11 protein-coding genes are annotated in these 13,894 nt (G+C 57.4%); 5 read left to right on the top strand and 6 right to left on the bottom strand.

Translation table 11 applies throughout. The features are described from left to right. Positions 1-226: 226 nt before the first annotated feature. Entirely contained in the window at positions 227-493 is a 267-nt protein-coding gene (locus tag BM181_RS06580) for an HPr family phosphocarrier protein (protein WP_075430198.1), read from the top strand. Between the two features lie 124 nt (positions 494-617). Then, entirely contained in the window at positions 618-2,330 is a 1,713-nt protein-coding gene (gene ptsP / locus BM181_RS06575; RefSeq protein ID WP_075443170.1) for a phosphoenolpyruvate--protein phosphotransferase, read from the top strand. 66 nt (positions 2,331-2,396) lie between these two features. Here ptsP and nadC read toward each other — a convergent pair whose 3' ends face one another. The 4 genes from nadC to BM181_RS06555 all read right to left on the bottom strand — a co-directional run bounded on the left by nadC (position 2,397) and on the right by BM181_RS06555 (position 7,117). Further along, the gene (gene nadC, locus BM181_RS06570) at positions 2,397-3,236 is read right to left on the bottom strand and encodes a carboxylating nicotinate-nucleotide diphosphorylase (RefSeq protein WP_177207173.1); all 840 of its coding nucleotides are present in this window, start codon (positions 3,234-3,236) and stop codon (positions 2,397-2,399) included. A 24-nt stretch (positions 3,237-3,260) separates the two neighbouring features. Continuing rightward, the gene (locus tag BM181_RS06565) at positions 3,261-4,907 is read right to left on the bottom strand and encodes an L-aspartate oxidase (RefSeq protein ID WP_082336209.1); all 1,647 of its coding nucleotides are present in this window, start codon (positions 4,905-4,907) and stop codon (positions 3,261-3,263) included. Positions 4,908-4,915: 8 nt separating this feature from the next. Further along, the gene (gene nadA, locus BM181_RS06560) at positions 4,916-5,824 is read right to left on the bottom strand and encodes a quinolinate synthase NadA (RefSeq protein WP_075443166.1); all 909 of its coding nucleotides are present in this window, start codon (positions 5,822-5,824) and stop codon (positions 4,916-4,918) included. A 573-nt stretch (positions 5,825-6,397) separates the two neighbouring features. After that, positions 6,398-7,117 (bottom strand): cysteate racemase, encoded by a 720-nt coding sequence (locus BM181_RS06555; protein WP_082336208.1) that lies wholly within the window; start codon positions 7,115-7,117, stop codon positions 6,398-6,400. A gap of 164 nt (positions 7,118-7,281) precedes the next feature. On the opposite strand from BM181_RS06555, the gene BM181_RS06550 reads away from it, so the two are divergent. Next, positions 7,282-8,250, top strand: coding sequence for a LysR family transcriptional regulator (locus BM181_RS06550; protein WP_075443162.1), 969 nt, complete (start codon positions 7,282-7,284; stop codon positions 8,248-8,250). Here BM181_RS06550 and BM181_RS06545 read toward each other — a convergent pair. Both BM181_RS06545 and BM181_RS06540 read right to left on the bottom strand, forming a co-directional pair. After that, positions 8,240-9,112, bottom strand: coding sequence for a response regulator (locus tag BM181_RS06545; RefSeq protein WP_075443160.1), 873 nt, complete (start codon positions 9,110-9,112; stop codon positions 8,240-8,242). The genes BM181_RS06550 and BM181_RS06545 overlap by 11 nt on opposite strands. Further along, complete coding sequence (locus BM181_RS06540; RefSeq protein WP_075443158.1) at positions 9,109-10,449, bottom strand: sensor histidine kinase; 1,341 nt, start codon at positions 10,447-10,449, stop codon at positions 9,109-9,111. The genes BM181_RS06545 and BM181_RS06540 overlap by 4 nt, the downstream gene beginning before the upstream one ends. Before the next feature lie 230 nt (positions 10,450-10,679). Here BM181_RS06540 and BM181_RS06535 point away from each other — a divergent pair, with 230 nt between their 5' ends. Together BM181_RS06535 and BM181_RS06530 are read left to right on the top strand one after the other, a co-directional pair. Continuing rightward, positions 10,680-12,110, top strand: a complete 1,431-nt coding sequence (locus tag BM181_RS06535) for a DASS family sodium-coupled anion symporter (RefSeq protein WP_075443156.1) — start codon at positions 10,680-10,682, stop codon at positions 12,108-12,110. A 250-nt stretch (positions 12,111-12,360) separates the two neighbouring features. Then, a complete protein-coding gene (locus BM181_RS06530) occupies positions 12,361-13,749 on the top strand; it encodes an aspartate ammonia-lyase (RefSeq protein WP_075443154.1) in 1,389 nt (462 codons plus the stop codon). The last annotated feature ends 145 nt before the right edge of the window (positions 13,750-13,894 follow it).

Here is a 13,894-nt window from a genome sequence, read left to right as displayed (position 1 = left end):
CCAATCGTATCGCTGGCATTTATGCATATTTCCGAAAACATAATTTCAGGCTTTTGCTGAGCCCTTGTTTTACGGGGGCTTAGATAAAAGATATAGAATTTTTTCCCAACCTGGAAAAGTTGGCACGCGACTTGCAATAATTAACAGGCAGTTAGACAAAACGTGCTGACAACCTGCCAGGCAGGAAAAGAAGTATTTTTTATGTAAAGATTGGAGAGGTTTAACAATGACTCAGGAAACTATTACGATCGAGAACAAAACTGGTATCCATGCTCGTCCGGCATCCATCTTCGTTCAGACGGCTACGAAGTTCAAATCCAAGGTTCAGCTTCAGGCTAAAGGCAAGACGGTTGATGCAAAGAGCATCCTCATGATCATGAGCATGGGTCTGGTTAAAGGTACGGAAATCACGATCGTTGCAGATGGCCCGGACGAGGCTGAGGCAGTTAAGGCTCTGAAAGATCTCGTTGCTTCCAAGTTCGGCGAGGAATAATTCCAGCCTGCGATAGAGCAACAATTGAATAGCCTTCCTCCAGCTGCGAAAGATGTGCGGCCGGGGGAGGGCTTTTCGTGCGAGTTTTGGTAATTTTTTGATAGTTTCAGGGGGAAAGAAACAAATGGCAGAGACGATTCGCGGAAAAGGCGTAATTTCCGGTATTGCTATGGGTAAGATCATGCTGGCTGGCCAGAATCTGGACGGCTATCTCGTGAGCTACCAGCCGGAGAGCAAAGAGACGGAGCAGCAGAAGGCTACGGCTGCTCTGACGGCTGTCGCCGAGATCCTGCGCGAGAGCATCGAGCGCCTGCAGAAACAGGATATGACGGAGCAGGCTGCTATCATGGAGGCTCATCGTATGATGGTCCAGGATCCGATGATGGCGCAGAAGATCGAGGAGAAACTCGACGAGAACGCCAGTGCACCGCATGCAGTCCTCAAGGCTGCAGAGGAGCAGGCGCAGATGTTCGAGTCGATGGAAGATGAGTATTTCGCTGCCCGCGCTGTCGATCTGCGCGACGTCGGCAAGCGTGTTGCCAAGTACATCCTCGGCGTAAAAGAGCCGGAAATCGGCGATGAGAAGGTTATCCTCTGCGGCCGTGAAATCGAGCCGTCGGTCATCGCTGGTATGCCGACGGACAAGATTGCCGGCGTCCTCCTGGGCTCGGGCAGCACGACGGCTCATGCCGTTATCATCGCTAAGGCCCGTGCAATCCCGACGATTGTCGGCCTCAACAAAGAGGACCGCATCGACAAGATTGCCGATGGCGACCATGTCGTCATCGATGGCGAGGCTGGCCAGATTGTCATCAACCCGACTGAGGCGGAGATGGCTGAGTATAACGAGAAAATCAAGAAACAGCAGGAGATGGCTGCGCACTATGCGCAGCTCAAGGATCTGCCGGCTGTGACGACGGATGGCGTAAAGGTTGACCTCATGGCCAACATCGGCACCCATATGGACGTCGACAATGCCCTGACCTACGGTGCTGAGGGTGTCGGCCTGTTCCGTTCTGAGTTCGTATTCATGGGCCGCCAGGACATCCCGAACGAGGAAGACCAGTTCAAGGCATACAAGGAAGCTGTCGAGAAATGCGGCGGCAACCTCTGCGTCATCCGCACGATGGATATCGGTGGTGACAAGCCGCTGCCGTACCTCAACATCCCGGCTGAGGAGAACCCGTTCCTGGGCTACCGCGCCGTCCGCATCAGCCTGCAGCGCAAGGATCTCTTCCTGCCGCAGCTCAAGGCTATCCTGCGCGCTGGTAAGTACGGCAAGGTTGGCATCATGGTGCCGATGATCATCAACGTTGCTGAGTTCAAGAAGGTCAAAGAGCTCATCGAAGAGGCTAAGCTCGAGCTTACGCATGAGGGCAAGGCTTTCGCGGATGATGTTCAGGTTGGTATCATGGTCGAGACGCCGGCAGCTGCTATCATGACGCCGGTTCTCGCGAAGTATGTCGACTTCTTCTCGATTGGTACGAACGACCTCGTTCAGTACACGCTCGCCTGCGACCGCGGCAACGCCAGCATCTCTTACCTCTACAACCACTTCAACCCAGCTGTCCTGACGCTCATCCAGCGCACGATCACGAGCGCACGTGAGAACGGCATCTGGGCTGGTATGTGCGGCGAGATGGCCAGCGATCCGAATGCAGCAGTCCTCCTGATGGCTATGGGCATCAGCGAGCTCTCCATGAGCGCTCCGTCCATCCCGCGCGTCAAGGAGAAGATCCGCAACATCAGCTCCATCAAGGCGAAGGAAATCCTCGCGGACGTCATGAAGATGGAAGATGGCGACGAAATAAAAGCATATCTGGCAAAAGTCCTCTGATTGAGGCTTTTGCAGGCAATAAAAAAGGCAGAACCTGTTTGGCAGGTTCTGCCTTTTTCGTATGCGTTATTTTATCTCGCCGATGTCCATGCTGATGTCGAGGGCTTTGACGCTGTGCGTCAGCGCGCCGACGGAGATGATGTCGACGCCGCTTTGGGCGGCCGCGGCAATAGTGGTTTCGTCGATGCCGCCGGAGGCTTCGACGATGGCGCGGTGATCGATGCGCTTTACGGCTTCGGCCATTTGCTCTGGGGCCATGTTGTCGAGCATGATGACGTCGGCACCGCCTTCCAGAGCTTCCTCGACGCCGGCGAGGTCTTCGACCTCGATCTCGATTTTGGTCATATGGGAGGCGTAGGCATGGGCGCGGTCAAGCGCGGCCTTGATGCCGCCAGCCACCTGGATATGGTTGTCTTTGATGAGCATGGCATCGTAGAGGCCGAGGCGGTGGTTGGCTCCGCCGCCGACCTTGACGGCGTATTTGTCAAGCAGGCGCAGACCTGGCGTGGTCTTGCGCGTGTCGACAAGCTTTGCGCCGTATGGGGCCGCTAACTTCGCTAGGTTGTGGGTGCGGGTGGCGACGCCCGAGAGATGCTGCAGCAGGTTCAGCGCCAGCCGCTCCCCTGTGAGGATGGCCCGGGCCGGGCCGTCGATGGTCGCGATGACGGAGGTCTTGGTGAGCGGTGCGCCGTCATCAAGCTGCTTGGTGAACTTGAGGGCGGGATCAAGCAGGGAAAAGACCCGTGCGGCGATGTCGACACCGGCGAGGATGCCCGTATCCTTGGCGTGGATGATGGCATGGGCCGTGGCTCCGGCAGGCACCGTGGCCAGCGTCGTGATGTCGCCGCTGCCGATGTCCTCCTGGAGCCAGGCGGTAAGGGATTGGTCGAGATTCTGTATGTTCATGGTAATGGAATCCTTTCTTTGATGTCAGGCGAAGGCGGGGGCCAGCATCTCGCTGGCAGCGGTGCTTCCGGTGCTGGTCTGGGCATCGCTGGTAACGGTCAGCTGGTCGGAAAAATGCTGGCGCAGGGCTTCGTTCTTAGCCGGATAGTCGCTGCGGTAGTGAGCGCCACGGCTTTCCTGGCGGCGCTGGGCGGCCTTTACGATCATGAGGCCGCAGGTAAGCCGTGCGCGCAGGTCGAGGTCGGCGATGGTCTTGGCGGCGCAGCCTTCGTAGAGACCTGCGATTTCCGTGAGGCCTTGTGCGGCGTGATCGAGTGCGGCGGCTGTGCGTGTGATGCCCAGATAGCGGCTCATGATCTGCTGGCAGCGGGCTGTGTCCTTGGCGGTAAATTCCAGCGGTGTCTCGTCAAGCGTGGCTTCGCGCCAGGAAAGTCCTGCTTCAGCTTGCGGCAGGCGTGTCTTGCCGATGATGGTCGCCGTGCGGCGGCCAAAGACAAGGCCCTCGAGCAGGCTGTTGCTGGCCAGGCGGTTGGCACCCTGCAGCCCGGTGCAGGCGGCTTCGCCGCAGGCATAGAGCCCGGCGATGTTCGTGCGTCCCCAGTGGTCGGTGCGGATACCGCCCATCATGTAGTGTGCGGCGGGGGCAATCGGTATGAGGTCCTTTTCGATGTCGATGCCGTAGTCCTTGCAGGTCGCGGCGATCATCGGGAATTTCTGCGCGGCATCTTTGATGCAGCGGGCATCAAGCCAGATATGCGTGGCGTTGGCGCGGGTCATCTCGCGGAAGATGCAGCGCGCGACGACATCGCGCGGCGCAAGCTCGGCCAGTGGATGGCAGGCGGGCATGAAGCGCTCGCCGTCGAGGTTCAGCAGGTGGGCGCCTGCGCCGCGGACGGCTTCAGAGATCAGGAAATTCGGGCAGCCCTTGAGGGCAAGCGCCGTCGGGTGGAACTGCACGAATTCCATATCGGCAAGGATGGCACCGGCGCGGGCAGCCATGGCCATGCCGCTGCCCGTCGCCCCTTCGGGGTTCGTCGTGTGCAGGAACAGGCGGCCAAGGCCGCCTGTTGCGAGCACCGTATGCGTTGCACGCAAGGCCAGCTTGCGGCCGTGCCAGAGCGCGGTGGCGCCGTAGCAGCGGCCCTCGTGGGTCAAAAGGTCAACGATATAGCAGCCCTCAAGCGGCTGGATGTTGGGCTCGCGTTCTGCCATCGCGCGCAGGGCGCGGGCGACTTCGGCACCTGTGGCGTCGCCGTGGCTGTGCACGATGCGGTGGCGGCTATGGCAGCCCTCGCGGCCCAGCATGAGTGAGCCGTCTTTCTGGCGGTCGAATTCGGCACCGTTTTCGGCGAGCCAGCGGATGTCCGCGGGGCCTTCGGTCACGACAAGGCGCGAAACGGCTTCATCGGAGAGCCCGGCACCTGCAATCAGCGTGTCCTGCAGATGCAGCTCGGGATTGTCATCGGCACCGAAGGCGGCGGCGATGCCGCCCTGGGCCTTGGCCGTGTTGCTGTCAGCCAGCGTGTCGCGGACGGCGAGCAGTACATGGTGGCCGTGGCGGGCAAGCTGGACGGCTGCGGTGAGTCCAGCCACGCCGGAGCCGATGACAAGGCATTCGGTGCGGCGTGTTTCCATGGTGCGGGTATTGAAGTTCATCAGATAACGTTGCATAGTTCATATCACCCCTTTATCGCCAGCATTTTCGTAAGCGCGGCGGCGCTGCGCTCACGGATTTCGGGCGGTACGACGACGCGCGGTTCCATATTGGCAAGTGCATCGCGTACCTTGGCAAGCGTCGTCTTTTTCATATTCGGACAGAGGAGATGGCGTGAGGCTAGATGGAATTTCTTGCCGGGGCAGCGCTCCGTGAGCTCGTAGAGCACACCTTCCTCGGTGGCGATGATGAACTCCGTGGCTTCGCTCTTTTCGGCATAGTGGATGATGCCGCTCGTGCTGCCGATATAGTCGGCGAGCTCGCGCACCTCGGGGCGGCACTCCGGATGCATGAGGACGAGGGCCTGTGGGTATTTGATCCTGGCCAGGCGGATGTCGTTCACCGTGAGGCTCGCGTGGATCGGGCAGCCGCCGCGCCATTTGAGCAGCGGGCGCTCGCACTGCTCCTCAGCCCAGCCGCCGAGGTTCTGGTCGGGAATGAAGATGACATCCCTGTCCTCCGGCAGTGAGCTGACGACGGCTGCCGCGTTCGAGGAGGTGCAGCAGATGTCGCTCATGGCCTTGACCGAGGCCGGCGTGTTCACATAGGAAACAATCAGCGCATCGGGATGGTCGGCCCGCGCCTGCCGTACCTGCCCCTCGAGGGCATCGGTGAACATCTGGCAGCCCGCATCGGCGGCTGGCAGCAGTGTGACCTTGTCCGGCGAGAGGATGTTGGCCGTCTCCGCCATGAAGCGCACGCCGCAGAACACGATGGTGTCGGCATCGGTGGCAGCCGCCTGCCGCGACAGGGCAAACGAGTCCCCTGTGAAGTCAGCGATTTCCTGGATCTCCTCGGGCTGGTAGACATGCGCGAGAATGACGGCGTTGCGCTCACGCTTCAGGCGCAGGATTTCCTCAACAATATCTTCCATAGTTTCTCTCCATTTATGTGTAAAGTATGAAATATTGTCTACTGTCATGACAGTAGACAATAACATTATAAACACAAATGGCGGCGCTGGCAAGGCGGGGATTATGGAGGTAAACGAAAAGCCGCCCATTTGGTCTTGGACGGCTTTTCTCCCTCTACGGCTGACCTTTGCCCGAGGTATTTACTGACGGCTGTACTACTTCATCAGCACGGTGAATAAATAGTTGGCGGCTAAGCCTGCAATCAGAGAAAGCAGGAAGTCACGCAACAGGGTTAAGAAACGCATAGAACGGCCCTCCCTTCCGCTGAGAGGCGCACAGCGAAACAATTATAGCATTTTTTTTCACTATGTGCTATAATATCGGTAGGTTAAGAGACACATAAACGGTAGCGTTTCGGGTTGACCGCCTGCAACGCATGGAGTCCGCTATGTGGACAGTGAAAAGCCACCCTTTTGGTCGAGGGTGGCTTTTTTATTTACAGGAAAGTAAAAGCTGTGCATAACTTACGAGAAATCAACAAGTTATGCACAGCTTTGCGTGTATATGTGGATATTTTTGTGGATAACGCTGTTTTAGCGGGCGGCTGGCTGCGGCAGCTGGGAGCGGCAGGTGGCGCCTGCGAGGCGGACTGCTTTTTCGGCGAGCACTTGGGTGGCGTCGATGAAGTTGCCAGTGATGTGGTACATGGCAACTGCGACGGGAATTTCGGTGCAGCCGAGGATGAAGGCTTCGGCCCCTGCGGCTTCCATTTCGTGCAGGGCTTGGCAGACGGGCTGGGTATCGTAGTCTGCCTTGCCGGCTTTGACGCCGTCGTAGATCATGGCGTGGATGGCGGCGCCTTGTGCTTCAGTGGGCAGCAGCGGTTCTATGCCGGCGTGCTCGAGGGCGCGCTGGTAGATGCCTGTGCGGCAGGTGCCTGTCGTCGCGAGCAGGCCGACTTTCTGGTAGCCCTGGGTCTTACAGTATTCGGCCGTTGCTTCGATCATGCTGATGACGGGAATCTGCAGATAGGGCAGCAGTGGTGGCAGGAAGTAGTGGGCGGTGTTGCAGGCCATGACGAGGAAATCCGCTCCCTGGCTGGTCAGGCGTTCGGCTGATTTCAGAAGTTCGGGAACGGGGCTGGGGCCCTGCCCGAGAATGGCCGCTGTGCGGTCGGGAACGTTGGTATTATTGTCGACGAGAATATGGATGTGCTCCTGATCTTCGCGGGCCTCGGTGGCGCAGATGATTTTCTGCATGAGGTCGACGGTGGCCATGGGGCCCATGCCGCCAATGATGCCAATCGTTTTCATGATGCGATCCTCCTTATTCTATGGGGCGTGCGTTTCTTTTGGCTGCCGGATTGTTGTCTGTTCTTTGCTTGCTTCTAGCATAGCATTGGCGTATGATATAAGCAAATATGTATAACTTTAACAATTATATAAAAAAATATTATAAGGATAAGGAGATAATATTCATGATTAGTGGAATGGATTATGTCTATGCCGTTTGGCAAGCGCGCAGTTTTTCGGCGGCAGCGCGGCGCTTGTTCGTTTCCCAGCCTGCCCTGTCGGCGGCAATCAAGCGCGTGGAGACGGAAATCGGCCTGCCGCTTTTCGACCGCAGCCGGAGTCCGCTGCAGCTGACCGATGCGGGCAAGGCGTATATCGAGGCAGCAGAACGCATCTACCGCATCCAGCGCGACCTGGAGCGCTATTGCGGAGATCTGGCGGGACTGGCCAGCGGCACGCTGCAGCTCGGCGGGACGAATTTCTTTGCGTCCTGTTTCCTGCCGCCGATGATTGAGGCGTTCAGCAAAAAATATCCGCAGATCCGGCTCACGGTGACGGAGTCGGATTCTGCGGATCTGTATCACAAGCTGGCAAACGGCGAACTGGATGTCATTGTCGACAGCGGAATCTATGATGCGTCGCTTTATGATATCCTGCCGTTCTATACGGATCAGCTGCTATTGGCAGTGCCGGCGGGGCTGGCCATCAATACACGGTCGGAGCTGCAGGCGTGCAGGCTCAGGCGTGAGGATATCCTGGCGGGGCGTCATCGCGATGGTACGGTGCAGCCGGTTTCGTTGGCGGCATTTGCGGAGGAGCCTTTCCTGCTGCTCGGCAAGGGCAACGATATGCATCGGCGGGCCAAGGGGCTTTTTCAGGCAGCCAAGGTCACGCCGCAGGTCAGGCTGTATCTCAACCAGCTGATGACGGCGTTCCATATGGCCCGGCAGGGACTCGGGCCGACGTTTTTGACCGATACGCTGGTGCGCCTGGCCGCGCCAACCGAGGCGCTGGTATACTACCGGCTGAGTGGCGAGCTGGCGACGCGGCAGACGTTCCTGGCGGTCAAGAAGCGCGGCTACCGTACGAAGGCCATGGAGGGGTTCCTTGCTTGCAGCCTGGCGCTTTATGGGCGCCCGGAAATCAGCGCGTGATGGCGTCGTAGAGGGCGAAGATGAATTTTTTCGTGTTGATATGTACCTGCGACAGCGAGGGTTTCTCGTCGTTTTCGATGAGCCGCATGGTATTGCGGATGTCGCTGTAGTCGAAGTAGATAGGTGCGTATTCTTCAAAACGGGGATTTGTGTAGTCGACGGCACCGAGCGTGGCGAGGTGGACATGCGCCTGATAGATGGTGCGGCGCAGGCGCTGCTCCATGGCCTTAGCTTCGCGGGCGGCGTCGCTGGTGGCAGGGCGTTCGCTGGCGACATTGGTGAATAGCTGCTTGAGGCTCGGATTCATACCGGGATGGCGCGTGAGATAGTTGATGATATCCAAAAGATCCTGTGCGCCGGGGGCGTTTGCTATGCCCAGCTCCTGCAGCATCGCCGTTCCTTTTTGTGCTGGGGAGGGAGCGGGGGCTGGTGCGGCCATCGCCTGCGGCGTGAGGCTGGCCAGGGAGCTCTGGAGGTTCTGGGCGAAGGATTCCAGCCGCAGGTGCTCGCTGACGTTCCGGATGATGCTGACAATTTCATTGCGGTTCAAGGGTTTGGTGATGTAGTAGTTCACGCCCTGTTCGTAGGCTTTGCCGACGAGATCTTTGCTCTCGACTTGTGAGAGCATGATGATTTTGCCGGCAAAGTCTTTTTTTATCTGGCTGACGGCGGCGATGCCGTCGATGCCGGGCATCAGCATGTCGATGATCAGGATGTCGACATGGTGCAGGGCCAGCAGGCTATTGGTAAGTTCCGCCGCGGAGGGCAGGCTGGCCACGACTTCACCGAGATTGTAGTCTTCGATGATGTCCTGGAGCATCATGCGGATGGCTTCGTCGTCGTCGATAAGCAGGATATTCATGGTTGATTTCCTTTCGTGTCGTTTTTGTGGAGCTTGTGGCAGGGCAGGACGATGTCACAGGTGACGGTGTTCCGCCCGTCGGAGTCGATGGCAATCGTGCCGCCGAGATTTTCCACCTGATGGCGGACATAGGTAAGCCCGACGCCGCTGGAGGCCTTGCCGGTACTGTCGAATTTCGTCGTATAGCCCGGATGGAAGACCCGGGACAGGCGGTGTGGCGGGATGGCGCTGCCGGTGTTGCCGATATGGATGCAGAGCCTATCGTCGCCAGCGCCGCCAGTGATGCGGATGGAGATCATGCCCTTGCTCTGGATGGCCTCGACGGCGTTGGCGACGAGGTTGCCGAGCAGCGAGAGCAGCAGGAAGACGTGCAGCGGCGGCAGGCCGCGCGGTACATTGCTATGGAATCTGATATCTTTATTCAGCGAGCGCGCGTATTTTTCCTGCGTATGCACGAGCAGCCGGACAATCTGGTCGGGCGGCAGATAGTCCTCGACATGGCGGTTGTTCGTGAGCTCCTGCAGGCCTGCATAGATGCGCTGATGGGTCTTCTTGATTTCGTGGCACTGACCGGCGATGCGCAGCAGTTCCTGCGCGATGGCTTGCTGCTGGGGCGTATGCGCTAGTGATTTGACGGCGTCGTAGATTTGATAGCAGTCGTGCGTGACATCTTCGGCACTGCGCAGGGCGCAGCGCAGCTCGAAGGCCTCTTCATAAAGGCTTGAGATCAGCAGCGAGAGCCGGTGCTGCTCCTTGGTCTTGCGCGCCAGCCGCACCTCGGTGTTGTAGAGCTGGAACAGGAAGAAGAACGAGAGGATGAAGAAGCAGCGGAAGACCGCGATGAGCAGCAGCCGGCCGAGCATGCCGAGGGTGAGCTGGTAGCTTTCCTGATAGGCGATGGCGTTCATGGCTGCCAGCTCGGCGACGCTGGCAAAGACCTCGGCGATGATGGCCCAGAAGGCGATCTCGAGGGCCTGGGCGTAGATGGACTTGTGCGTGAGCTGCGGCAGTGCGAAGAACAGCGCATAGCCGAAATAATAGAAGAAAGTCGGCACATGCAGGGCAAAGGAAGCTCCCAGTGGCTGGCCGTAGAGGCAGACATCGAGCGCCGTGCGGAACAGCATGACCGTGATGCCGGCGCAGGTGCCGGTGAACAGCCGCGGGAAGGGACGCAGCCAGAGCAGGAACAGCAGGAAGACCGGCGAGCCGAAGCTCACGCGGAAATTGGCGAAGTCCCCGGTGAAGGGGTGGATCTTGGGCTCACCGGCCAGCGGCACGAGGATGAGCATGAATAGGAACACGAGCCAGTCGCGGCGCGTGGGCTTGGTGTCAAACATGATGTACTCCTTCAAGATGATGTGTATTTATTATTTTGTATACACGTATAAATGTATCCTCTTAGAGATAATATAAAATTATCAAAAAATATTTGTCGTTAATGTGTCGGATTTTGTAGTTTCTTGTAGTCGGTTAGTTATATTAATATCATCAATCAAACCATTAGTCAATTCTTATCGTTGGAAACGCAGGAATGGCTGATGGGACGGAATCATAAGGAGGAAGTATCATGTCTGAACAAAAGCAAAGCCAAGGGCTCAGTCCCCTGGTACGTGGCCTCATGTGTGTGGCCATTGGCGCAATCATCTGGTTCATCCCGGCACCGGCTGGTGTCGGCCCGCAGGCTTGGGGCCTGCTCGCCGTATTCATCGCGACCATCGCGGGCTTCATCCTGCAGCCGATGCCCATCGGTGCCATCGCCATCATCGCCTGCGCTCTGCTGCCGGTGCTCGGCATCATGAAGCCAGGTGAGGCGCTGGCTGGTTTTTCGAACACGACGATCTGGCTGATCGTATCGGCCTTCATGTTCGCCGAGGGCTTCATCAAGACGGGGCTTGGCAAGCGCATTTCCTACATGCTGCTCTCGAAGTTCGGCAGCAGCACGCTGCGCGTCGCCTATGTCATGAGTGCGGCTGACTTCATCATCGCTCCGTTCACGCCGTCCAACACGGCGCGCGGCGGCGGCATCATCTATCCGATCGTCCGCAGTGTCACGGCGGCGATTGGCTCTGATGCGGAGACGGGCAAGAACAAGCGCACGGGTGCCTTCCTGATGTTCAGCGCCTATGCCGCTGTCATCACCTCGGCCTGCATCTTCCTGACGGGCGCTTCGAACAACGTGCTCTGCAACACGCTGGCCCAGGAGATGTTCGGCACTTCGATCGGCTGGGGCGAGTGGTTCCTGGCCTGCATCATTCCGGGCCTCATCCTGACCATCGCTACGCCGGCTATCCTCTATAAGCTCATCAATCCGGAGATCCAGGACTCCCCGGAGACGATGCAGCTGGCCAAGAAAGAGCTCAGCCAGATGGGCGCTATGACGCTCAAGGAGAAGATCCTCTGCGTGATCTTCATCGCAGCTCTCGTCATGTGGGCTACGGGCTCCATCCACCATATTGACTCGGCCTTCGTCGCACTCCTGGGCCTTTCGGCCATGCTCCTGACGAAGATCCTCGACTGGTCGGATATCACGAAGCAGCATGGTGCCTGGGACGTCCTCGTATGGATGGGCGTGCTGGTCAACATGGCAGCCTACCTGTCGAAATTCGGTCTGATGAAATGGTTTGCTGGGGCTATGGCTGCACAGTTCGCAGGAATGCCGTGGATGACGATGCTCATCATCCTCTGCCTCATCTATACCTTTGCACACTATCTGCTCGCGAGCAACAGTGCCCATATCATGGCTCTGTTTGCGGCTTTCGCGACGATCCTGGTGGCTGCTGGTGCGCCGGTGCTCGGCGTACTGATCCTCTTGGGCGCGCTCTGCAACAGCGCCTCGTTCCTCACCCACTATGGCTGCGGTGTCACGCCGATCTTCTTCGGCGCGAACTTCATGGGCCAGGGTGAGTGGTGGAAGATCGGCTTCATCATCACGGTCCTGCACATCGTGGTCTGGATGGGCGTTGGCCTGCCAGTCATGAAAGTGCTGGGCATGTTGTAAGTCTATGTGATTTCGTTGCGGAAAATGATTTGCCTGCCTGAATTGTACTACAATAATGTACAATTCAGGCGGACAAAAAAGTAAAAAATATTAATTTTGTACTTGCGTGTATTTTGTATACATGATACAATAATACCAAGTTAAGCGATTGATGATTCTAGGAATCAGAAACAATACGTTTCACTATCAATGATGTTGTTTGTGACTGCTGGGGGATAACAGCAGCCAAAAGAAAGGAACGTGGACGATTATGAGAACAGAGCATGATTTCATTGGTGAGCTTCAGGTACCGGATGATGTTTATTATGGCGTTCAGACGATGCGTGCCATTGATAACTTCAAGATCACGGGTCAGACCATCGATCCGGATTTCGTTCAGGCATTTGCCAAGGTAAAGAAAGCTGCTGCCCTGGCTAACATGGCTACGGGCCGCCTGCCGAAAGAGATCGGCGAGCCGCTCGTCCAGGCTGCTGACGAAATCATCGAAGGCAAATGGCTCGATCAGTTCCCGGTTGATCCGATTCAGGGCGGCGCTGGCACGTCAGTCAACATGAATGTCAACGAGGTTCTCTGTAACCGCGCCCTCGAGATCATCGGCAAACCGAAAGGGAGCTATGATATCATCTCCCCGAACAACCATGCCAACATGGCACAGTCGACGAACGACAGCTTCCCGACGAGCATCAAGGTCTGCCTCTCGCATAAGGCTAAGAAACTCACGGCTTCCCTCGACCGTCTCGCTACGGAGCTCGAGAAGAAGGCTGAGGAGTACAAGGATATCCTCAAGATGGGCCGTACGCATCTGCAGGATGCTGTACCTATCACGCTGGGCCAGGAGATGGGCTCCTATGCTTCGTCCATCCGCCGCGGCATTGCCCGCATCGATTATGCCATCGATGGCATCCATGTCATGAACATGGGCGGCACGGCTGTAGGCACGGGCCTCAATGCTGAGCCGGAGTACATCAAGAAAGTCGCTGAGACGCTTTCGGAAGTCACGGGCGAGAAATATGTGACGGCTGACAACATCATCGATGCAACGAACAACACCGATGGTTTCTCCGATGTATCGAGCGCTATGAAGACGACGGCTCTCGTACTCATCAAGATGGCTAACGATTTCCGCATGATGGCTTCGGGCCCGCGCTGCGGCTTCAACGAGCTCAAGCTGCCGAAACGCCAGCCGGGTTCCTCGATCATGCCGGGCAAAGTCAATCCGGTCATCGCCGAGGTTCTCGACCAGGCTTGCTATCAGGTCATCGCTAACGATATCGCTGTTTCCCTCGGCGTTGAGAACGGCCAGTTCGAGCTCAATGTCATGGAGCCGGTCATCAGCTTCAACATGTTCAATTCGATGAAGTACATGGCTAACGCTGTTGATACTTTCGTTGATAAACTGCTCATCGACCTTGAGCCGAATAAAGAGCAGTGCCAGGAGTGGCTCGACAAGAGCGTCGGTGTTGTCACGGCTATGCTGCCGCACATCGGCTATGAGAACTCCGCAATGATTGCCAAGGAAGCCTACAACACGGGCAAACCGGTCCGTCAGGTTATCCTGGAGAAGGGCCTCATCTCCCAGGAGAAGATGGAGAAGATCCTCTCCCCGAAACAGATGACGACCCCGGGCATCGCCGGCTGATCAGCTATCCAAGAACTTTCTATAAATTCCCCGAAAATCCCCCAGGATGCTTCCAAATCCCCTGGGGGATTTTTACTGTACAAAAATAAATTGCAGTTTGTAAATTACCGTGTTTTTATTCGAGGAAAGCCGCGCCGCCGGGCAG

The organism is Pseudoselenomonas ruminantium (genome assembly GCF_900113715.1).
Taxonomy (GTDB): Bacteria; Bacillota; Negativicutes; order Selenomonadales; family Selenomonadaceae; genus Selenomonas_A; species Selenomonas_A caprae.
Note: the sequence above shows the minus strand (reverse complement) of the source record. Positions and strands in the feature narration are given on the sequence as shown.